Below are 21837 nucleotides of genomic sequence, written 5' to 3'. Positions count from 1 at the left end.
TGGGTTAAATAAATTGTTGTATAATGCTGACAAGGTTCAATACACTTGCATTTAGCTGACTAAATACCAGGGAAGGCATGATGCCCAGCAAAAGAGCGAGTGCCAGGGTCGGAAATAGGATCAGCTGTTCGCGGCCATTGACATCCGTCAGGGCATGTGCCCAGCTGTCGGCGCCTTTCAGGCGGACCTGTCCAAAAAACATGCGCTGCAATGTCCACAAGAGATAGGCTGCGCTCAATAAGATACCGACAGATCCCGCGAGTGCCATCCAGCGCGGTAAGCCAGTGCCTAAGCTGGCGGCATTAAATGAACCGATAATGACAAAAGCTTCGCCGATAAAGGCGGAAAAGCCCGGCAACCCGAGAGAAGCAAAGAATGCGACGGCAACATAACCTGTGTATTTGGGCATGATCTGAGCCAATCCCCGAAAACTGTAAATATTACGGTCATGCACACGGTCATAAAGGACTCCCACCAGAAAAAAGAGCGCTGCAGACAGAAAACCATGGGAGATCATCTGGAACATGGCTCCCGAGATACCTTCGGCAGTCAGCGAGGCTACACCGAGCAACACAAAGCCCATGTGCGATACCGACGAATACGCGATCATCCGCTTCAGATCCTTTTGGGCTAATGCATTCAATGCGCCATATAGGATGGAAACCACTCCGATCAACCCCAGCCACCAGTTGGAAAGTGCAGCCATATCGGGAAAGATGCTATAGCAGATGCGGATAATGCCATAGCCACCAATTTTCAGCAGGATCCCCGCCAGAATAATCGATACCGGCGTTGGTGCCTCCACGTGAGCGTCGGGCAGCCAAGTGTGCAAGGGTACAATAGGAACCTTAATGGCAAAGGCAAAAAACAGCACAATGAAGCCAACCAGCCTTGCCGAAATACCCAGTATCTCCCGATATCCACCCCAGGCAAAGAGGGAATCCGCGAGGTAGTTCTGGGGATTCATCATATGGATCATATTAAATGTGTGCGCTCCGGTCTCTGGATTGACCACCGAAAAGTAGAGGCCTACAATGATCAATAGCATGAAAACCGATCCAAATAGCGTATAAAGGAAAAATTTGATGGCTGCATATTCCCGCCGGGCTCCACCCCAAATACCGATGAGGAAATATAGTGGAAGTAACATGACTTCGTAGAACAAATAGAACAGGAAAAAGTCCAGCGCACAGAAAATACCCATCACAGCCATATTGAGCACCATCAATAAGGCAAAATAACCTTTGGGACTTTTTTGTATATTCCAGGATGCGCCGATGGCCATGAGCATTACAAAAGCGCTGAGCAGCAGCAAGGGCATGGAAATACCGTCGATGCCAATAAGGTAATCAATTTCAAGTGTGCCTATCGTACCCAGGTCGAGTCGGATCCAGGGCAGCTGCTCGACAAACTGATACCCAGCTAGATCCTGAATACCCGTCTGGCTCGCATCAAAATGTGCATAACATATACCAGCCAGCACAAATTGTATTCCAGTGATGGCAAGGGCAATGTATCGATAACTCGACTTAAAGCGTGTCGGTAAGGCGAGAATGATAGCTGTTGCCAAAAGCGGTAAAAATATCAGTAAGGATAGAATAGGCATGTCCTAAAAAAATATAAGATAAATTAAACCAAGTAAAACAAACAAAAACACGGAATACAACGCTGTCTGCAATTTTCCGTTCTGCACCAAGCGCACCTGATTTCCCGTCCAGTATGCGATTGAAGCGACTGTGTTGACAAAACCGTCCACAATATATTTGTCTACCCATACGCTCAGCTGTGATAAGGAGAGGACGATGGACCGAACAAAAGCAACCAGGGCATCGACGATATGGCGGTCAAACCAGTAACTAAACTGTGCTAATTTTAATATGCCCTGAACGAAGGTGACCTGGTAGATCTCATTCAGATATCCCTGGTGCAAAGCGGCTTTTAAAGTCCATTTATCAGGATCTAGCGGATATTTATTTTGCACATACCATCTCCAGCCTATGACCCAGCCCACAGCGGATCCCAGCAGCAGTAGCAAAGGAATGATCAGGTGGGCACTATGGCTGGGAGCAAACTGATATTCTCCCGGCAATAGGCCATCCATCAGCCACGAATCGTGATAAGAGAGTGGGTTGGTGGAAAATAGGGGGAATAAACAGCATATTCCCAAAAAAAACATCGGAACCAGCATCGTACGCGGCGCCTCATGTAATGGGTGTGCCTGTAGCGTTTCTGGTAGCCGCGCCCGTAGGCGAAATTCGCCAAAAAATGTTTTAAAGATTAACCGGCCAATATAGAATGCCGTCAATATGCTGACAAGAACCAGACAGACTGGGATGAACAGATAGCCTCCTCCATGTGCCAATGCCCATTCAAAAGCGGATATGACGATACTGTCTTTGGAGAGGTATCCTGAGGTGAGCGGAAAGCCCGCCAGGGCCAGCGAGGCCAGACTCATTAGGATAAAGGTTTTGGGCATATATTGTTTTAGCCCGCCCATCTGGCGGAGGTCCTGCGGATCGAAGTCCAAATGACTATGTTCTTTGAGGTGCGCCATCTCGTGAATGACTGCCCCTGCTGCAAGAAATAAAAGGCATTTAAAGAAGGCATGTGTGACCAGGTGAAATAAAGCTGCATCCCAAGTGCCAATACCGATACCGACCATCATAAAACCCAGCTGTGAAATGGTTGAGAATGCCAGGATACGTTTGATGTCGTATTGACCGACGGCGAAGTAAGCTGCGGATGCTGCGGTAACCGTGCCTATGATTGCTATAAACAACAACACACTTTCATTGAATAACGGAAGTACGGTTGCTAGTAGGAATACTCCAGCGGCAACCATTGTGGCAGCGTGAATAAGGGAGGATACGGAGGTCGGCCCCTCCATGGCATCGGGCAGCCATACATGTAGTGGGAATTGTGCCGATTTGGCCATCGCAGCTACAAAAAATGCAAGCCCGGCTACCGTTAACCAGATCTGATCCATTGTATTGACCGGCGAGACCCACTGTCCATCTGCGACACTCGTCTGAGCGACGAGGCCACCCTCAGCAAAAAGTTCAGCTACATTGAGAGTCTGGAACTGTGTAAATAGAATTGCCAGGCCAATCAAGAAACCTAAATCGCCAATACGATTGACAATAAATGCTTTTTTGTTGGCTTGTACAGCTGATTCACGGGTAAACCAGAAACCGATGAGAAGGTATGATGCAAAGCCCACCAGTTCCCAGAAGATATACATAAGCAAGAGGCTGTCCATAATTACCAGGCCCAGCATAGCGAAACAAAACAGACTGAGATACATCCAGTACCGGTGAATGCCAGTGTCGCCCTTCATGTATGCTCTGGAGTAGATATGTACAGGTAGTGCTATGGTTGGAACCAGCAGCAGCATGAGTGTGCTGAGGTTGTTGAGCAGGATGCCGACTGTAAACGTGGATCCACCAATGGTAAACCAGTTGATCTGGCTGGAAACGGGCGGACTGTTCCAGCAGGTTAGCCAGGTGAGTCCACCAAAAACAAAGCTGAGCACAATAGCCAGCAGGGAGACGCCCCCCGATTGATCATGTCTGCCTGCGACTGCCTGGTAAAGGAAGGCAATAAATGGTGCTATTACGGCGAGCAGCGCGGTCAATAGGGGCGATATGTTAACAAGCTGATCCAATGCTTACTTATCTTTTAGTTCGTTTATTTCGTCCGGATTGATGGTCTTGTAATGCCGGTATACATTTAAAACCAGTGCGAGTCCGACAGCAACGGCAGCAGCAGCAAGCACGATGGCAAACAAGCCAAAGATCTGCCCGCCGTAACTGATTTTGTCGTATCGGCCAAAGGCTACAAAATTTAGAATAGCCGCGTTGATCATCAGTTCGATCCCCACGAGAATCATGATGGCATTTTTTTTCGAGAGCACGGTGTAAAGTCCAATGCAGAAAATGCAGGCGCTGACGATCAGAAAATGGGTTAATGGGATCATCTGCTGCGCTCCTTTCTGGATAAATGGGAGGCACCGATAAGTGCCATCATCAAAAAGACCGATATGACTTCGAATGGCAGTACATAAAATGTCATAAATCGCAGTCCAATCTGCTGAATGTTGTTATCCGTGGCCGCGATAAAAGTGCCATTCTGTTCAGACTGGTCTATCCACGTAGGAGTAGCCTGCTGCCATTCAATGATTCCATACATCATCAGGAGCAGAAAGCCCAGTGCCAATGGCACCGCTTGCCACTTGGGCATGCTTAGGAATGAGCCACTGCTATCCTGCAGTTCTTTCAGAAGTTCCTTGTTGGAAAGCATAAATGCAAACAGCATGAGGATCAGTACCCCACCCACATAGACCATGATCTGCGTAATCGCCACAAAATCGGCAAGTGCAAATAAATACAGGCCCGCCATCGCAAACAGCACAATGAAAAACAAAAATAATGCACGTGCTATATTTTTAAGGTTGACCAGCAGCAATGCCGAGCCGATGGCAAGGAACGCAAATACATAAAACAGGATTTTTTCCATCTTACTTCTGTTTTGCTGCCTCCTTTTCAGCTTGATATCGAGTCCACTCCGCTTTTCGCTGGGCCACCTGTTCTTCGGTCATATCCGAGAAACCATAGATCAGGTCGGTTAGCTTTTGTGAACTGCGGTCGTATTCGTTGGTCATCGTAATGCATTCAGTCGGACAGACGACGGTGCATAGCCCGCAGTACATGCATTTGGCCATGTCAATATTAAATTTGGCTGGATAAAGGCGTTTGACACTGCCATCCGAGGTCTTGCCAATGGCTTCAGGCGATTTGATCGATTCGATTTCAATACAGTCTACGGGACAGGCCTTGGCACACAAGTCACACACGATGCAGTCGTCGATGTCAACCTGCAGCTGATAACGCGCAACATCGGGTATAGGCATCTTTTCGGCAGGATACTGTACCGTGACAATGCCATCCTGATTGTCAAAATAGTTATCCTTTTTGATATTTAGCTCCTGACGGGAACGCCGTGCGCCAAACAAGTGCCTGACCGTCAAAGACAAACCTTTGATCGCCGTACGAAATGCATGGGAAGCCGTTTTAAATATCATATCTTACGCAATAATTAAGATTCTCCAGATCGCGGAAATAGCCATGCAGAGAAAGGCCAAGGGTGTCAGCACCTTCCAGCAAAGACTCATCAGCTGATCTGCGCGAAGACGCGGCAGTGTCCAGCGAATCCACATTTGTATTCCAACAATAAATAGTGACTTGGCCAGAGTCCAAAAGATTCCCCAGGCCAGACCACTGGTCCAGTCGGCGAGCCGCAGCGCACCGATATTGGGCAACGGTGTGTTCCAACCACCAAGAAAAAGGACTACCCCCAGCATGGATACCAGAAACATCATTGCATATTCAGCCAGAAAGATAAAGGCGAATTGTATACCCCCATATTCTGTATGAAAGCCGCCGACCAATTCGGATTCCGCTTCGGGAATATCAAAAGGCGCACGGTTGCATTCGGCCAGTGTAGCAATGAAAAAGATAATGTATGTGACGATCAAGTGAGGGGCCTGAAAAATATTCCATGCAAAAATGCCACCGATCTCATTCACCTCCCAAAAACCCAGAAACTTGATACTGCCGTTGGTAGCAATACCCTGGTCTATCGTTATTTCATTGAGATTCAGAGTCTGTGTCAGCATGACAACAGTAATCAGGGAAAGACCGACAGGTATTTCATAGGAAACCATCTGGGCGATAGCCCGCATGGAACCCAGTAAGGAATATTTATTGTTTGATCCCCAGCCCGCCATCAGAATGCCTAATGCATCAATGGAGATTATCGCCATGATAAAAAACAGACCGGTATGGGTATTTGCCGGTATAAAATCTTTGGCCCATGGGATGACTGCAAAGCCTGTAAATACCGCTACAAAGATGATGATCGGGGCTATGCGGAACAGAATTTTGTCTGCTGAAGCAGGGGTTATCAGTTCCTTTTGGAGCAGCTTGAGGATATCTGCTATCGTTTGTAGACTGCCGTATTTCCCCGTTTCCATTGGGCCGAGACGGTCCTGGACAAATCCGGCAATTTTGCGTTCGGCATATACTGCAAATAAGGTAAATGCTGCTATAAAGGTGAAGATAGCAATGGGAACCAAGATATGTAGTATAGAATCCAACAAGTCTTATTTATAATGATTTTTAATAAGCGTCCAATGAATACGCAAACTTAACGAAAAACAGGGAATTTAGATAAGGAAAAATTAAAATATACTTAACAAGTAGATTATTGTGACATATCCATAAAAAAAGCATCCCGGGAGATGCTTTTTTATGGATATAAATCGAAATCGGATTAGCGATTTGCAAATTCAACGTAGTCACGTTCTGTATGGCCAACGTATACTTGTCTAGGACGACCGATCGGCTCTTTGTTCTCACGCATCTCTTTCCATTGCGCGATCCATCCAGGAAGACGGCCTAACGCAAATAATACAGTGAACATATCCGCTTTGAACCCTAATGCACGATAGATGATACCCGAATAGAAATCAACGTTTGGATATAATTTTCTGTCGATGAAATACTGATCGTTCAATGCCGCTTCTTCTAGTTTTTTAGCGATATCCAATACAGGATCCTGAACACCTAGTTTTTCCAGAATATCGTCACATGCTTTTTTGATGATCTTGGCACGTGGATCAAAGTTTTTGTACACACGATGTCCAAATCCCATCAGACGGAAAGGATCGTTTTTATCTTTGGCTTTCGCCAGGTACTTTTCAGCGTCGCCACCGTCATTTTTGATTGCTTCAAGCATTTCGATCACTGCCTGGTTTGCACCACCGTGCAATGGACCCCATAAGGCATTGATACCGGAAGCAACAGAAGCATAAAGGTTGGCATTTGAAGAGCCTACGATACGTACAGTGGATGTCGAACAGTTCTGCTCATGGTCAGCATGCAGAATAAGTAGTTTGTGCATGGCATCGATAACGACTGGATCGAATGTTTTTTCATCGTTCACTTCGCCGAATAGCATGTTTAGGAAGTTGTCGATGTAACCTAAGTTGTTTTTAGGGTATACAACTGGATGGCCCAAAGATTTCTTTTGGATCCATGATACGATAGTCGGCATCTTAGCCAGTAAATTGATGATCGTCTGATCTTCTTCTTCGTCTGTTAAATTAGGATTTAAAGATTCAGGATAAAATGCAGATAGTGCACCGACCAGGCAGGACAGCTGTCCCATAGGGTGGGATTTAGATGGGAATCCGGCGAAGAAATTTTTCATGTCTTCGTGGATCATCATTTGTTTTTTGATGTCAGCTCTGAATTTTTCGAGCACCTCTTTTTTCGGAAGCTCTCCATAGATCAATAGATAAGCTACTTCTAAGAAAGTGGATTTTTCTGCCAATTGCTCGATAGGATAACCTCTATATCTCAATATTCCTTTTTCGCCGTCTAGGAAGGTAATCGCACTTTTAGTGGCGCCCGTATTTTTGTATCCCGGGTCTAAGGTAATAAATCCGCTTTGATCTCTTAATTTGGAAATATCAACTGCTTTTTCATTTTCAGTACCGACAATGACTGGAAGGTCATAAGAAGTGCCGTCTAAATTTATAGATGCTTTATCTGACATGTTTATATATTATCTTATATCTGATTTGTTATGCTAATCTCACAAATTTAACTATTTGAGATTTAAAATCGAAAGTTCTTTTCGAATTAAAATGACATGATTCCGTCATTTTGGATAATATCGACTAAATATTTACTCATATCAGCAAAGAATTTATTCAAATTTAACATTAACTTATTATGCTAAATATCAGTCGGTTTTTCGTTGGGCGACCTTTCCTTTGTCCTCATATCGGCCATTTTTGCCTGATCCAAAGAAGGGGATAACGACAAAGCAGACCAAGATAATGGACGTTAAGGTAAGAATACCTGTTGTCCAGAGGATTTTGCTGAAATTCTCAGCGTCCAGCAAGCGGATTCCCCATAAGCCCAGCAGAAAATATGTGGCGACAAATAGGATAACCAGAGTGAATAATATACCGAAGATGTATTTCATATGATATTATATTTTATTTAAGATCTGTTTTTTGAGGGTATCAAACTCCTCCTGAGTGATGATATTTTCGCGTAGCAGCAACTGTAGTTTTTGCAGTTTTTCGACAAAGTCTCCTTCTTGTTGGATGCTGTCTTTGATCTGGTCTTTTTCCAGGTTGAACTGCTTGCCCAATTCCATGCCCACCCCCAGTTGGGCACCTACTCCTGCCAGCCCGCCTTCATTTTTGGCTGCATCCCGAAGTGCACGCAATTTTTCGAGCTCCACATAGCTGAGGCCCGCCTGTGAAGCCGCCTGATTTTGGGTGCTCAGGTCAGCAATTTCACCAATGCGGCGCTGGGTGTTAGTGTCAAACTGCGTACCTAGGATCTTGAAGTCCGTGATGTGCAGACCAAGGTCTTTGAATTCTTGTTCGATCGCGGTTTTTATGTCGGCAGACAGACTTGAGAGTTGGCTGTCAATTTCATTATACCCGAGTTTTTTCTGTCCGATGCTGCTAATGATCTGCTGCGGAATACGGTTATTGATAATCTCCTGAATGGCCGCGGTGTCGACTGTATGTTGATTGGCGACAATATTCGTGTAGAAATGTACAGGATCTGTGATGAGGTAGGAAAAAGTACCGTTAAGCCCCAGTTCTACAGGAAGGTTGTACTGAGGATCGATATATTTTATCGGGTTTCCTGTTCCCCAGGACTGGTTGACGATCGCTGCTGTACGGAAAAAATATATATATAGTTTGTGCTCCGACTCAAAGTTTTGCCTGAGCCTCGCCAGCGTTGTAAAAAACGGATGATTGTCCGTTTTTAAGTTGTATGTTCCCGGCTCGGTGAGCAGGTCTTCACTCTTTCCTTCGTAGACCAGAATACAGCCTTGCCCGGGAGCGAGAATCAGCTTGCTGGAGTTTTTGATCTCATTTCTTTCGGATGGAAATTTATACCATAATAATCGCGGGTCCTGATTTTTCCACTCAATGACCTCAGATAGCTGGTTGTTAAAAAGATTGAATAGTCCCATAATATTTAATTTATTGCGTCGAATTTGGGATTATACCCTTCGAATTTATTGATTTGTTTGCCGCTTTGGTCAAAATAATAGTAGTCGCTGGAGCCTTTGACAATAAAGCCGTCTTTAAGCAGGCTGCCCTCGTCATCAATATACTTAAGTTCGGTCGGTATGGTTTGCTGTATGCTGCCAGTAACGGCATCCAACAGCTGGAGCTGAAAAGGATCATCTTCTGCCGGTGTCGGTTTGTAGGCGATCAGCAGTGTCTTTTCATTGTAAGTAACGACCTTTGGCTGAAAGTAAAGCCGTCCCGGCGTCAGGTCTTTAAAGCTGAGCAGGCGGGCCCCCTTAAATTGCCAGGGATTGATCAGTACCTTTTTGTACGGGTCACGGTCCGTGAAGATGCCCGATCCACCAAAGTCTTTATCCCAGGAAAAGCGTGGGCTGTCTTTTGGAAATCCATATTGATACTGATAGCTGTATTGAATCAGCTGTATTTTCTCCTCCGGATAATAGCTGGATTTACTTGAAAACGTAAAGCCGGTTTTTGTTGTAGCATTTGGAAGTTTTTTCCGTCGCTCGTCGTAAAGCTGTTTATCAGGTATGGCTTTGTTGATCAGTGGATAGTACGCCAGATTTTGTCCCTCATTATTGACGATCTGATAAGCAGAGCCGTAATCCGCATATTTAAACTCTACTTTGGCAATGCCAGTACTTAGGGCAGGCGCTGCCTTGACATAGTCCTCCAGTACACTCTTGTAGGTCAGGGTTGATCGATCCAGCTGATAAATATATTTGGATTTAACAATAATATACAGATTCTGGTCTTCAAAGACCTGTAGTTGCACATCGCTGCTTGACAATTTGACCGGACTTTCCATCAGCGCTTTTACCCATTCCTTTTTGCCGGTTTTGGGATCAAACAGTCCTATATATACCTTATTGTCTCTACCTTCGTCGTGCATTGTGCGGAAGGTACCTACATTGCCTACCAGTACCACGTGCGGCACGTTGTTCTTATCCAAAAATAAGGTGTTGCTAGCGTAGTTCCATTCCAGCGGATCCGTTTTTTCCGGCTCTTTGTTTTGGTTCGAAGAGCTGTAAGCCGAGTACGCTGGTTCGGATTTTTTGCTGAATATACCGCTGAGCACATTGATAAAAAACAGCAGCGCAACAAATCCGACGACAGCGAGCACAATGATGCGTAGGGCTTTGGACTGGTCTGGATGAGGACGAGGATAGTTATAGTTGTGGTTGATATTGATGTCGTCGCTATCCAGAAAGAATTCTGTGCCGCAGCTGTTACATTTATAGTAATCCGGGCGCAGCGTGGTGACTTTAATACTGCCACAGTGGGGGCATTTGATCGCTTTGATGTTCTTGGCCATTTACTTTACTTGTGTTTATCGATTCAGCTTGATCTCAGATTCTTTATTATATGGAATAACTGCAGTAATCCCTTCATTCTGATGACTGACTATGATTTCTATCGCTGAAAGTTAGAATAAAAATAAACGTATTACAAATTTTCGGCCAGCCAACTCATATTCGTGGCGCATGAGTTTAAATACGCATGAAATGAGCAGGTTGTTTTTTCCACAGCGTAGAGACGCGATACGATTTTGATCATCAATGAAAAAAGAAAAATAGTTTTGATATTTACGAATTATTCGTAGATTAGTGAAAGATTAGTAATAGGAGATACACAATGGAAAAATTAACAGCACAGGAAGAGCAGGCAATGCGATCCATATGGGCGCTCAACGGAGGTTTTATCAAGGAGATACTGGACAACATCAAAGGCGAGAAGATGCCTTATACCACATTGGCTTCTACCGTCAAGAATTTAGAGCGCAAGGAATTTGTGAAGGCGGTAAGGTATGCGAATGCCAAGCGTTATGAGCCCATTGTCAGCGAACAGGATTACAAAGCAAAGTTCATGAATTCCTTTGTGGGCGATTATTTTAAAAATTCGTATAAGGAGATGGTTTCTTTTTTTGTAAAGGAAGAAAAGTTGACCGCGGATGAGCTCAAGGAGATAATGGATATGATCAAAGACACTAAATCCAAATAGAATGGAAAGCTTACTGACTTACATCCTACAAGTCAATCTTTTGCTTGCGATGATCTACATCGGTTATACTGGGCTCCTGAAGAGGTTGACGTTCTATACCTTGAATAGAGCCTATTTTTTGATCGGGGGCGTATTTGCTTTCGTGTATCCCTTTTTGGATCTTAGGTCTCTTTTGCTGCAGCGCGGGCTGGATATGGGCGTGGTCGGCGAGCAGATTTCATTCTATATCACAAAGCCGGAGGTACAGGACAGATTGACGCTGGCCGGGCTCATAGAAATCGTTTTTATGGTAGGCGCGGCTATACTGCTGTTGAAATTTCTATTGCAGCTCATGAGCTTACTACGGATTCATATGCATTCTACAGCAGACCAATGGCGGACTTATTTTTTCCGGAACGTATTGATTCCTATCGTTCCCTTTTCCTTCCTGAATAAAATCTATGTCAACAAGCAGCAGCATCTGGACGCGGAGCTGCACGATATTTTTAAGCATGAGGATATTCATGTGAAAGGCCTTCACAGTGTGGATATTTTATTGTTTGAAATGATATTGGTGTGTTGTTGGTACAATCCTTTCGTCTGGCTGCTGCGCAGGGCCATTCGCCAAAATTTGGAGTTCCTGACTGATCAACGGGTGCTCGATAAAGGAATTGACCGCCAAACGTACCAATATAGCCTATTGAATGTGTCCAAAAAGGGCACTTCAATAGGATTGAGCAATCAATTTAATTTTAAACTATTAAAACGTCGCATTATGATGATGAATAAAAAAAGATCGTCCAAAATAGAGTTGAGCAAGTATGGCTTTCTACTCCCGTTGTTTCTGCTTGCAGGAGCCGCATTCACGGTCAGCAGGGCGGAGCATAGTATCGAAGGGGTGGTCAGGCAGGCGAATGAAACCCCACTGATTACGCTGCCCAAGGTGAATCCATTGGATTCTTTGCCGGACAGGTTGCCCGCTCACACTGGAACGCTACAAAAAAAGGAGCCGGCCGCAGATACCGTCAAGAATGATACCGTTCGTCATGTTGCTGGAGAAAATAACGGTAAAGCGAGCGGATTAAAGTTAGTTGGTTTGGCTGGTCATGATCCCTTGCTGATGCTGGATAATGTGGTGATCGACAGAGAAAAGTTGAATGTGCTGGACCCGAATACAATTGAATCCATATCGGTTCTGAAAGATAAATCGGCAACTGCCATATATGGCGAGAAAGGTGAAAAGGGAGTCGTCTTGATTACAACGAAGACCGGCAAAAGTGCTGCTGCCGGCAGCGTGCAAGGTAAGGTTTCGGGCCTTTTCCTTCAGAGCGATTCTACGCGTACGACAAAGGTGAAAACCGTAGGCATACCTACTAACGTTCTATATGTCATCGATGGTGTGAAAGCAAGTCCGGAGGAAATAAAAGAGCTGTCTCCCAACGATATTGAACATATACATGTTATTAAGGATGCTACCGCACAGGTAAAATATGGTCGGGACGGCAAAAATGGCGTCATCGAAGTAACGACGAAGGGATGGGCCAGAGAACATCCGGATAAATTGAAAGCCTCATCGTCGCAGGTTACCGGGGCCGGAAATAGTGTGAAAGGGACTGGACTTTTAATGGCGGGCCGTGTTGCCCGAGACCGTGTTGGTGATATTGAGAACCTGACGTTTAAAGCGCAGTCCAATACGACATCGGAAGGGCAGGAGGAAAGGACAAAAACGTTGATTCAGTCGTTTGATACAAGTCCTATTCGAGTGCGCGGTTTTTCTTCTGGCCAGAAGAATCCCTTATTGGTGGTCGATGGCAAGGTGGAGTCAGTGAAATTAGATGATCTCAAACCTTCGGATATCCAGTCGGTGGAGGTGCTTAAAGACGGGGCTGCGACAGCGCGATTTGGTGCAGCTGGCGATAAGGGTGTTATTATGGTCACCACGAAGAAAAAAGCTGCCGGGATAAAAAAAGCAGCTGCTGAAACTTTGGATGGGAAGACAAAGTAAACGGTCAAAACCGAACTCGACACAGAAATAAGACCTGCTGCCGGCGTCAAGGGCGATAAAAGGTAGTAGCCAATCTAAATACAAAGTAAGAGAGGCTTATCCCTCTCTTACTTTGTATTTAGATTGGTCATGGTCAGCTCAATCCCGATGTTGACAAAACTCTGGATCATTTTTACCGCATGATCAATTAATGCTGGCAATTCTGCCTGCTCTTCTTTGTCAAAAGGTCCCAGCACATAATCCACCTGTCTGCCCTTGGGGTAATTATCGCCGATACCAAAGCGCAGCCGTGGATACACCTGTCCACCACACAGTTGCTCGATGGATTTAAGACCGTTGTGGCCCGCACTGCTACCCTTGGGCTTCATCCGTAATGAACCAAATGGAATGGCCAGGTCGTCCACGACGACCAGCACATGCTGAATGGGAACTTTGCACTGCTGCATATAATAATTGACCGCTTTGCCGCTTAAATTCATATAGGTGGTCGGCTTAATAACCGTGACGTTGTGTCCCCTTTGTTTAAATTCACTGTAATACGCCAGTTTTAATAACGAGAAACTGGCGCCAGCTTGTCTGACAAGCTCATCGGCTACCATAAAACCGATGTTATGTCTCGTATCGGCATATTCACTGCCAATGTTGCCCAATCCGACGATGAGGAAGTTCATATAGTTTAATTATTTTATCCTTATTGTTTAACGTATTCCTAAGCCGGTGGTGTTCACGGCTCCGGGCTACGGTCTGCTGCATATTGTCCCGAAAAGAGTAATCCAAGGTATAAAAATAGAAATTTAAATAAACAAAAAAGCACCGAATTTCGGTGCTTTCTGTAGTATTTGAAAATCTTGTCCAGATTATTTTTTACCACCTTTAGCTGCTTTAGCTGCTTCTTGTTCAGCTTGACGCAATGCACGTGACATGATTACGGATACGATAGTATCATCAGCGTTGTTTAATACTTTTGCATTTTCCAGCTGAACCTGAGCCACACGGTATGATTTACCAACTTCTAAGGATTCCATTGGTACCTCGATTTCTTGTGGCAAGTTTGCAGGTAATGCTTTTACGCGCAATTTACGCAATTTTTGAACTAGTTTACCCCCCATTTTAACACCTGGAGAAGTTCCTGTCAATTTGATAGGAATATTTAATGATACTTCTTTGTCATCAAATAATTCCAAAAAGTCAACGTGAGTAACCTGGTCAGTCAATGGGTGGAATTGTGCGTCTTGAACGATAGCTCTTTTTGTCTGTCCGTCGATGTTTAAGTCAATGAAGATAACATCAGCCGTATAAAGAACTGCTTTCAAATCAGCTGCGGATACAGAAAGAGCGGTTTGTTCTTTACCTCCGTAAAGCACTGCCGGTACTAAACCTTGGTAACGCAATTCTTTTGCATCTCTTTTCCCTACGTTCTGTCTTACAGAACCGCTAATAGCAATTGATTTCATTTTTTAAAATTGTTTTTAAATGGTGGATGAACTATTCCATCCGTTAAATTTCTATAAATTTGAGGTGCAAAGATAGTATATAAATTTAAAAAGCAAAAATTAAAAATTGTATACTCCTTGCCAGGCCCCGTGTTTTACTCGACTTCGAACAGATCGGAGATCGATGTATGCTGATTTACGCTTTTGATTGCTTTTGCAAACAGGTCAGCGGTAGACAATACTTTAATTTTTGTTGACTGTTTGGCTTTCACAGGATCCAGCTGAATCGTATCTGTTACAATCATTTCGGACAGGGCCGAGTTTTCGATAGTCTCGTAGGCTTTGCCCGATAACACGGCGTGCGTACAAACTGCCCGTACAGAGCGTGCTCCGTTTTCCATGATCAGGGCCGCTGCCTTTGAAAGCGTGCCTGCTGTGTCACAGATATCGTCGATCAGGACCACATCCTGGTCAGTGACATCACCAATGATAGACATCGATTCGATTTCATTGGCACGCTTACGGCGTTTGTCACAGATAACAACTTCTGCATTGAAAAATTTGGCAAAGGTACGTGCTCTATAGGATCCGCCCATGTCCGGCGATGCAATTGTTAAATTGGGAAGCTTTAAGGATTTGATGTAAGGAACAAAGATGATGGATCCATCAAGGTGATCAACAGGAATATCGAAAAAACCTTGGATCTGCGCTGCATGCAGGTCCATCGTCATGATACGGTGGATTCCAGCTGCTGTCAGCAGATTGGCGATCATTTTTGCGCCGATGGCAACTCTCGGTTTGTCTTTTCGGTCCTGTCTTGCGAAACCGAAGTAAGGAACTACGGCCGTGATGTAATGCGCTGAAGCTCTTTTGGCCGCATCAGTCATCAACAATAATTCGAGAAGATTGTCAGTGGGTTGATTGGTCGACTGGATGATGAATACATCGCTTCCACGAACCGATTCATTGTAGAATGGCTGAATCTCACCGTCACTAAAACGTGATAATGTTTTGTCTCCAAGAGGCTTCCCGTAAGATTGTGCGATTTTTTCGGCTAGTTCTGTGGTGCCAGAACCTGCAAATAGTTTAACCGTGTTGAATTGCAAAGGCATGGTTTTGTATATTTATGTTGGGTTATTGTATTGTCGCTTATTCAATATTTTATTCCCTTATTTTTTTAAAGCTAAACATTAAAAAAAATGGATTGTTTGCACAATCCATATACTGTTAACTTTAAAAGTTGTCCGACCTGGATTCGAACCAAGACTAAATGAACCAAAATCACTTGTACTACCCTTATACTATCGGACAATGTCGCTAATAAAAGTCAACGTTTCCGTCTTTTTCTTTTTGACGACGCAAAGATAGAGATTTGTTTTAAAAATCAAAATTGGAATTTAAAAAAATCTAACCCTTTATAAACAATAAGCCTTGCATATAACGAAGAAAGGCTTGCATTTGCAAGCCTTTCTGCTGTTGTTGTCCGACCTGGATTCGAACCAAGACTAAATGAACCAAAATCACTTGTACTACCCTTATACTATCGGACACTCATCCTGCTTGTTTTGTCCACAAGCGTTCCGGATTTGATGTTGCAAATATACGGACAATTCTTATTTCTGCAAATAAAAATGTGCTTGAATATGTATTGGGCTTGATTTTCAAAGAAATAATTTTTGTTTTTATCCCAATGATATTCCGGCTGCCGACATTTTTTCGGGGAGGATGTGTTAAAAAATCAGAATAAAGTTCATTTCTTATCAACTAATCCTTATTTTCGAGCCGTATTATATATACTTTTACAGTTATCATTTTATGAACTATACTAAAATCAACAATCTTTTAGGATGGATATGTGCGCTCATTGCAACGGTAGCGTATATCATGACAGCCGAACGATCGACGAGCTGGTGGGACTGTGGTGAGTTTATCGCTTCAGCCTTCAAACTTCAAATTGTGCATCAGCCGGGAGCTCCCTTATTCTTGATGATCCAGAATATCTTCTCAAACCTTGCGGGTGGTGATGTGACACGGATCGCTTTCTGGATGAATGTGGGATCTGCTGTATGTAGCGGTCTGACGATCTTGTTTCTGTTTTGGACCATCACTGCGCTGGCCAGGAAGATCATCGTAAAAGGTGCTGATGAATCGTTTACAGCAACAGATCTGATCAAAATATTTGGCTCTGGAGCCGTAGGCGCGCTGGCTTATGCCTTCACAGATACGTTCTGGTTTTCTGCAGTCGAGTCAGAGGTGTACGCCATGTCTTCTCTTTGTACTGCTGTGGTATTTTGGGGTATCCTGAAGTGGGAGAACCACGCGGATGAGCCCGGCGCTGACCGCTGGCTGATTTTCATAGCCTATGTGATGGGCCTTTCTATCGGGGTGCATTTATTGAACCTCCTGGTCATTCCGGCAATTGCCCTGGTCATCTACTTCAAACGTACAAAAACAGTGACTTCCTCAGGGGCCACCAAGGCATTCTTCATCGGTGTGGTGGTGCTTGCCCTGATTTTGTGGGGGATCATCCAATATACTGTCAAGGCCGCGGCTTATTTTGACCTGTTCTTTGTCAATAGCCTGGGACTGGGCTTTGGAACGGGCTTCAATTTCTTCCTGATTCTGGTCGTAGCGCTTTTTGTTTACGGCATCTGGTATTCGATCAAAAAGGTCAAACCGATGCTGAACCTAATTTTGGTCAGTACCGCTTTCATCGTATTTGGCTATAGTTCTTTTGCCATGATCATGGTACGTGCCAAAGCAAATCCTACATTAAATAACAGCGATCCAGATAATGCCTTTTCGTTTGTGAGCTACTTGGGACGTGAACAATATACAAGTGAGCCACTATTAAGTGGTCCCACATTTGACGCGCAGGTGGTCGATGCTACACCGACTTACACTTATAGAAAAGATAAGGACAAGTATACAAAGGTCGAAAACGGTATGGATTATAAATACGATAAAACCATGTTCTTTCCGCGGATCTATAGCAATAGAGACGGGCATGACGGGTATTACCGGGATTACCTGAAAATTCCTGAAGGGCAATCTCCGACGTTCGGGGATAATATGAAATTCTTTTTCAGCTATCAGATCGGACATATGTACGGACGTTATTTCTTGTGGAATTTTGCGGGCCGTCAAAACGATCAGCAGGGGCAGGGCTCCTTTACTGAAGGCAACTGGATCTCGGGTCTGAAGCCGGTGGATCAGATGCATGTGGGTGGTCAGAATGCGATCCCGGATTCGTTGAAAACAGACCCTTCCAACAATAAATACTATTTCCTGCCATTGATCATCGGTCTGATCGGCGCCTTCTGGCACTTCGGCAAGCGGCAACGTGATGCCGGGATTGTGGGATTATTGTTTTTCTTTACAGGACTTGCCATTGTGCTCTATCTGAATCAGAGCCCACTGCAGCCCCGGGAACGTGACTACGCCTATGCAGGTTCATTCTACGCTTTTGCCATCTGGATCGGACTGGGTGTATTTGCTATCGCGGATTACCTAAGCAAGAAGGTGGACGGCAAAGTTGCAGCTGGGCTAGCTACAGCTGCCTGTTTGCTCGGCGCTCCGGTATTGCTGGGATTCCAGAACTGGGATGACCATGACCGCTCGGAGAAAACAACGGCACGTGATCTGGCTAAAAATTACCTGGCTTCCTGTGCACCCAATGCCATTTTGTTTACCTATGGCGACAACGATACCTATCCATTATGGTATGTGCAGGAAGTAGAAAATTATCGTCCGGATGTACGCGTTGTGAATCTCAGCCTGCTGAGCTCCGACTGGTATATGCGTCAGATGAAGCAAAAAGTCAACCAGGCGGATGGTCTACCGATCAACATTGATGATGAGAAATTCAAAAAAGGCGTCCGTGAGGTTCTTTACTATCAGGATATGCAGGTTCAGGGACACGTAGACCTGGATCTGGTGATGCAGATCTTGTTGTCCGATGACCAAAAGAACAAGCTGGAACTGCGTGGTGGTAAGTTTGAGAACTTCCTGCCAACCAAAAATTTCAGCCTTCCGGTCGATAGAGAAGCTGTTATCAAAAATAAGGTGGTTCCAAAAGCATGGGAAGAGTCCATCGTAGATACGATGACCTGGACATACAATAGAAATTATGTATCGAGAGCGGAGCTGTCGATCTTGAATGTATTGTTGAATAACAACTGGAAACGCCCGATTTATTTCGCAGCAACCGTGCCGAACGATAACTACCTCGGTCTGGACAAATATTTGGTGCAGGAGGGATTCGCCCTACGTTTGATGCCGATCAATGCGCCTGCAGGAGCAGAAGGTACATTGGTAGATACGCAGGCTGCCTACAAAGATATCACGACCAAATACCAGTGGGGAAATATGGCAAATGCTTCTTATCTCGATCCCGAGTCGTACCGGATGATCACCATGATCACCAATACGGTGATGGGCGGTACAGCTACTCAGCTGATGGTGGAAGGACATAAAGATGAGGCTCGCAAGGTCGCGGTGGAGACTTACGAGAAAATGCCGAAACGTGTCTATTTGATGCGTGACGTCTTAGGTTACATTCCGATTATCAACGTATTGTATGAAACGGGTGAAAATAAACGCGCAAATGAGATTGTCAGCCGCAACCTGAAGTTCATTACTCAAAATATGCGCTGGTATCAGGATATTGCACAGAGCAAACCTGAACTCGAATATTCCAATATCGGAACGGCATTGCGGGCTTTGGGTGCTTACAAGAGCATTCTGGCTTCGACCTCAGAAAAGCATCTGCTACAGCAGGTGACTGACCTGGAGAAATCGTATAAACAGCAATATGGTGTAGAGTAATTGTCAACCACCCATTGAGCTGGGAGAGCTGTCTTTACATGCAAGCTATTCAAAAAATAATACTTTTTTGAACAGCTTGTGGGAGGGACAGCTTTTTTTTTCGACCTGCCTGAGTGAAAACCGCTTCTCCAAGCTGCTGCTGATTGTAAAATATGAGCATTTTTTTTGAATATTTTTTCTTAGCTTAACGGCATTAAACCAACCTGATTGCATGATGAGGTGTCTGGGCTCATAAAACGCTTATATTTAGGAGCATGAAGCCGATCAGCGTCGTTGCCCGAGGGTAGCAAGTTCGTTTATACCAATGAAGGCACTGAATACATAACTGAATACATAACTGAATATGAAACGTCAACTGAAATTGTGGGACGCTGTTATGCTGGTCATGGGATCGATGATCGGTAGTGGGATTTTTATTGTGTCGAGCGACATGATGCGGCAGCTGGGCTCCGGATATTGGCTGGCGGTCGTATGGTTGCTGACTGCCGTCGCGACGGTTGCTGCAGCAATCTGTTATGGTGAATTGTCATCGATGTATCCCAAAGCCGGCGGACAATATACCTACCTTACGGAGGTTTTTGGCAAGCCAGTTGGATTTTTATATGGCTGGAGCCTGTTTACCGTGATTCAGACCGGTACCATAGCGGCCGTAGCGGTGGCCTTCGGTAAATTTACGGCCTACCTGATTCCACAGCTGAACGATGCTGCTCCTTTGTTTCAGCGCGGGGAGTTCAAAATTACCTGGATTCAGGTGCTCGCCATGGGTATCATCCTGTTGTTAACTTACATCAACACACGGGGCATTAGAAGTGGCAAGTCGGTACAGTCCTTTTTTACTTCGGCAAAAATTATCGCCCTGGTATTGCTGATCGTCGGTGGGTTATTTTTGATTCGGGAAAATCATTTTTCGGAGAATATGGCCTATGGCTGGGATTCTTTTCAGAACCTGAAAGGCGAGGGCTGGGTAGCTATTTCGGGAGGTACATTAATGGGGGCGCTGGCAGCAGCTATGGTGGGATCGGTGTTTAGTAGCGTTGCCTGGGAAAATGTGACCTTCGTGTCGGGCGAAATTGTCAATCCGCAGCGCAATGTGGTCCGTGCACTCGTGATCGGTACCAGTCTGGTGATGGTCTTATATATCTGCTGCAATATTATTTACCTATCTGCGCTGAGCCGCGAAGAAATTGCTTTCGCCGCCAATGACCGGGTCGCTATTGCGGCAGCTGAAAAGATGCTGGGGCATGTGGGGACCATCGCGATGGCTGTGCTGGTCATGATCTCCACATTCGGCTGTGTCAATGGACTTGCCCTATCGGGAGCCCGGGTCTTTCAGACCATGGCCAAAGATGGCTTATTTCTTAAACAGGCAATCCCCAACAATAAATTTGATGTGCCGGCCCGGTCCTTGTGGCTACAGGGCATCTGGGCATCCCTGCTCTGTCTGAGCGGACAATATGGTAATTTGCTCGATATGATCTCTTTTGTGATCGTCATCTTTTACATGATCACGGTACTCGGCGTGATTATACAGCGGGTGCGCAAGCCGACACTGGAGCGGTCGTACAAGACTTTTTTATTTCCCCTGACGCCGCTGCTCTATCTGCTTATCGGTACCATATTCTGTGTGCTGCTGATCATTTATAAACCTCAATATACCTGGCCGGGCTTTATTCTGGTACTGATCGGCCTGCCCGTCTACTTTATCGCGCGTGGAAAGATGAACGGGAGAGGCAGCGTGTAGCAGTGAGGATGTAAGAAAACGGAGTGGGAGCAGCCAGTTAATGAAATTAATTGGCGGGGAGCCTTAAATTTTTGTTGAAAAAAGTGTAGCTTTGCTCAAACATTCCCATAATGAAACAGTCGATCTTATTAGACGGACCAAAATTTCAGATCACCATTCAAAGGCTATGTCGTCAGTTGATTGAGAATCATGGTGATTTTTCAAATGCCGTCGTCATAGGTATTCAACCAAGAGGAACTTTCTTAGCGCGGCGTATTGTCAAGGAACTGCAACAGATGATCGGAAAAGATATTCTGGTCGGCGATCTGGATATCACATTTTACCGAGATGATTTCCGGACTAAAGGTAATGCCGGTCCCATACTCGCCAATAGCACAAATATCAATTTTATCGTCGAAGGTAAAGATGTCATTTTTATTGATGACGTACTTTGGACCGGACGCACGATCCGTGCCGCGATGGATGCGGTGCAGGCTTTTGGCCGGGCGCGGCGAATAGAACTGCTTGTCCTGGTCGACCGTCGCTTTTCCAGACAGATTCCCATACAGCCTGATTATATTGGTATACAGGTGGATTCTATCGACTCACAGAAAGTTATTGTGAACTGGAAGGAGTCCGAAGATCAGGATAGCATAACCTTGATCACCGAGAAGAAAACGTCTGGTAATGACTAAGATCGGTCTGGTCAATGGCCAACCATCCAGACAATTTTAGACAACAACAA

At 44.9% G+C, this 21837-nt stretch carries 18 protein-coding genes; 5 read left to right on the top strand and 13 right to left on the bottom strand.

Translation table 11 applies throughout. From position 1 onward, the window contains the following. Positions 1-4 precede the first annotated feature (4 nt). The 10 genes from K7A41_RS12845 to K7A41_RS12800 all read right to left on the bottom strand — a co-directional run bounded on the left by K7A41_RS12845 (position 5) and on the right by K7A41_RS12800 (position 10442). Entirely contained in the window at positions 5-1606 is a 1602-nt protein-coding gene (locus tag K7A41_RS12845) for a complex I subunit 4 family protein (protein WP_265713991.1), read from the bottom strand. A gap of 3 nt (positions 1607-1609) precedes the next feature. Beyond that, positions 1610-3664, bottom strand: a complete 2055-nt coding sequence (locus K7A41_RS12840; protein WP_265713990.1) for an NADH-quinone oxidoreductase subunit L — start codon at positions 3662-3664, stop codon at positions 1610-1612. A 3-nt stretch (positions 3665-3667) separates the two neighbouring features. Then, positions 3668-3976 (bottom strand): NADH-quinone oxidoreductase subunit NuoK, encoded by a 309-nt coding sequence (nuoK, locus tag K7A41_RS12835; RefSeq protein WP_028072118.1) that lies wholly within the window; start codon positions 3974-3976, stop codon positions 3668-3670. Then, positions 3973-4515 carry an NADH-quinone oxidoreductase subunit J gene (locus tag K7A41_RS12830; RefSeq protein WP_028072119.1) on the bottom strand — a complete coding sequence of 181 codons (543 nt, stop codon included), beginning with the start codon at positions 4513-4515 and terminating at the stop codon, positions 3973-3975. Before K7A41_RS12830 ends, nuoK begins: the two co-directional genes overlap by 4 nt. A gap of 1 nt (position 4516) precedes the next feature. Continuing rightward, positions 4517-5080, bottom strand: coding sequence for a NuoI/complex I 23 kDa subunit family protein (locus K7A41_RS12825; RefSeq protein ID WP_028072120.1), 564 nt, complete (start codon positions 5078-5080; stop codon positions 4517-4519). Between the two features lie 3 nt (positions 5081-5083). Further along, positions 5084-6145, bottom strand: coding sequence for an NADH-quinone oxidoreductase subunit NuoH (nuoH, locus tag K7A41_RS12820; protein ID WP_410240447.1), 1062 nt, complete (start codon positions 6143-6145; stop codon positions 5084-5086). Positions 6146-6330: 185 nt separating this feature from the next. Beyond that, complete coding sequence (locus K7A41_RS12815) at positions 6331-7617, bottom strand: citrate synthase (RefSeq protein ID WP_028072122.1); 1287 nt, start codon at positions 7615-7617, stop codon at positions 6331-6333. Between the two features lie 189 nt (positions 7618-7806). Beyond that, the gene (locus tag K7A41_RS12810) at positions 7807-8052 is read right to left on the bottom strand and encodes a hypothetical protein (protein ID WP_028072123.1); all 246 of its coding nucleotides are present in this window, start codon (positions 8050-8052) and stop codon (positions 7807-7809) included. A gap of 6 nt (positions 8053-8058) precedes the next feature. Next, positions 8059-9066 carry an SPFH domain-containing protein gene (locus K7A41_RS12805; RefSeq protein WP_265713988.1) on the bottom strand — a complete coding sequence of 336 codons (1008 nt, stop codon included), beginning with the start codon at positions 9064-9066 and terminating at the stop codon, positions 8059-8061. A gap of 5 nt (positions 9067-9071) precedes the next feature. Then, positions 9072-10442 (bottom strand): hypothetical protein, encoded by a 1371-nt coding sequence (locus tag K7A41_RS12800; RefSeq protein WP_265713987.1) that lies wholly within the window; start codon positions 10440-10442, stop codon positions 9072-9074. 320 nt (positions 10443-10762) lie between these two features. Between K7A41_RS12800 and K7A41_RS12795 the strand changes: the two genes are divergently transcribed. Together K7A41_RS12795 and K7A41_RS12790 are read left to right on the top strand one after the other, a co-directional pair. Further along, positions 10763-11128, top strand: coding sequence for a BlaI/MecI/CopY family transcriptional regulator (locus K7A41_RS12795; RefSeq protein WP_265713986.1), 366 nt, complete (start codon positions 10763-10765; stop codon positions 11126-11128). Position 11129: 1 nt separating this feature from the next. Then, entirely contained in the window at positions 11130-13112 is a 1983-nt protein-coding gene (locus K7A41_RS12790) for a M56 family metallopeptidase (protein ID WP_265713985.1), read from the top strand. Between the two features lie 107 nt (positions 13113-13219). Here the strand turns inward: K7A41_RS12790 and pth are convergent, their stop codons facing one another. From pth to K7A41_RS12775, 3 genes are all read right to left on the bottom strand, one after another. Further along, positions 13220-13783, bottom strand: coding sequence for an aminoacyl-tRNA hydrolase (gene pth / locus K7A41_RS12785; RefSeq protein ID WP_028072128.1), 564 nt, complete (start codon positions 13781-13783; stop codon positions 13220-13222). Positions 13784-13969: 186 nt separating this feature from the next. After that, complete coding sequence (locus tag K7A41_RS12780) at positions 13970-14566, bottom strand: 50S ribosomal protein L25/general stress protein Ctc (RefSeq protein WP_028072129.1); 597 nt, start codon at positions 14564-14566, stop codon at positions 13970-13972. A gap of 134 nt (positions 14567-14700) precedes the next feature. After that, positions 14701-15657, bottom strand: coding sequence for a ribose-phosphate pyrophosphokinase (locus tag K7A41_RS12775; protein ID WP_028072130.1), 957 nt, complete (start codon positions 15655-15657; stop codon positions 14701-14703). Positions 15658-16360: 703 nt separating this feature from the next. Between K7A41_RS12775 and K7A41_RS12770 the strand changes: the two genes are divergently transcribed. The 3 genes from K7A41_RS12770 to pyrR all read left to right on the top strand — a co-directional run bounded on the left by K7A41_RS12770 (position 16361) and on the right by pyrR (position 21787). Further along, positions 16361-19372 (top strand): DUF2723 domain-containing protein, encoded by a 3012-nt coding sequence (locus tag K7A41_RS12770; RefSeq protein WP_265713984.1) that lies wholly within the window; start codon positions 16361-16363, stop codon positions 19370-19372. 343 nt (positions 19373-19715) lie between these two features. Next, positions 19716-21113: an APC family permease gene (locus K7A41_RS12765; protein ID WP_265713983.1), complete on the top strand. Its 1398-nt coding sequence runs from the start codon at positions 19716-19718 to the stop codon at positions 21111-21113. Positions 21114-21223: 110 nt separating this feature from the next. After that, the gene (gene pyrR / locus K7A41_RS12760; RefSeq protein ID WP_028072134.1) at positions 21224-21787 is read left to right on the top strand and encodes a bifunctional pyr operon transcriptional regulator/uracil phosphoribosyltransferase PyrR; all 564 of its coding nucleotides are present in this window, start codon (positions 21224-21226) and stop codon (positions 21785-21787) included. Positions 21788-21837 lie beyond the last annotated feature (50 nt).

Origin of the sequence: Sphingobacterium sp. InxBP1 (assembly GCF_026191775.1) — a bacterium.
GTDB classification, from domain to species: domain Bacteria; phylum Bacteroidota; class Bacteroidia; order Sphingobacteriales; family Sphingobacteriaceae; genus Sphingobacterium; species Sphingobacterium thalpophilum.
This window is presented reverse-complemented; position numbering and strand designations above follow the sequence as displayed.

What these genes read in the sequence shown, in the direction of transcription:
- K7A41_RS12775 (WP_028072130.1), bottom strand. Translation starts at nt 15,657, where the DNA reads ATGCCTTTGCAATTCAACACGGTTAAACTATTTGCAGGTTCTGGCACC.
- K7A41_RS12815 (WP_028072122.1), bottom strand. Translation starts at nt 7,617, where the DNA reads ATGTCAGATAAAGCATCTATAAATTTAGACGGCACTTCTTATGACCTT.
- K7A41_RS12805 (WP_265713988.1), bottom strand. Translation starts at nt 9,066, where the DNA reads ATGGGACTATTCAATCTTTTTAACAACCAGCTATCTGAGGTCATTGAG.
- K7A41_RS12790 (WP_265713985.1), top strand. Translation starts at nt 11,130, where the DNA reads ATGGAAAGCTTACTGACTTACATCCTACAAGTCAATCTTTTGCTTGCG.
- K7A41_RS12810 (WP_028072123.1), bottom strand. Translation starts at nt 8,052, where the DNA reads ATGAAATACATCTTCGGTATATTATTCACTCTGGTTATCCTATTTGTC.
- K7A41_RS12780 (WP_028072129.1), bottom strand. Translation starts at nt 14,566, where the DNA reads ATGAAATCAATTGCTATTAGCGGTTCTGTAAGACAGAACGTAGGGAAA.
- K7A41_RS12795 (WP_265713986.1), top strand. Translation starts at nt 10,763, where the DNA reads ATGGAAAAATTAACAGCACAGGAAGAGCAGGCAATGCGATCCATATGG.
- pth (WP_028072128.1), bottom strand. Translation starts at nt 13,783, where the DNA reads ATGAACTTCCTCATCGTCGGATTGGGCAACATTGGCAGTGAATATGCC.
- pyrR (WP_028072134.1), top strand. Translation starts at nt 21,224, where the DNA reads ATGAAACAGTCGATCTTATTAGACGGACCAAAATTTCAGATCACCATT.
- K7A41_RS12845 (WP_265713991.1), bottom strand. Translation starts at nt 1,606, where the DNA reads ATGCCTATTCTATCCTTACTGATATTTTTACCGCTTTTGGCAACAGCT.
- K7A41_RS12765 (WP_265713983.1), top strand. Translation starts at nt 19,716, where the DNA reads ATGAAACGTCAACTGAAATTGTGGGACGCTGTTATGCTGGTCATGGGA.
- K7A41_RS12770 (WP_265713984.1), top strand. Translation starts at nt 16,361, where the DNA reads ATGAACTATACTAAAATCAACAATCTTTTAGGATGGATATGTGCGCTC.
- K7A41_RS12825 (WP_028072120.1), bottom strand. Translation starts at nt 5,080, where the DNA reads ATGATATTTAAAACGGCTTCCCATGCATTTCGTACGGCGATCAAAGGT.
- K7A41_RS12800 (WP_265713987.1), bottom strand. Translation starts at nt 10,442, where the DNA reads ATGGCCAAGAACATCAAAGCGATCAAATGCCCCCACTGTGGCAGTATT.
- K7A41_RS12830 (WP_028072119.1), bottom strand. Translation starts at nt 4,515, where the DNA reads ATGGAAAAAATCCTGTTTTATGTATTTGCGTTCCTTGCCATCGGCTCG.
- nuoK (WP_028072118.1), bottom strand. Translation starts at nt 3,976, where the DNA reads ATGATCCCATTAACCCATTTTCTGATCGTCAGCGCCTGCATTTTCTGC.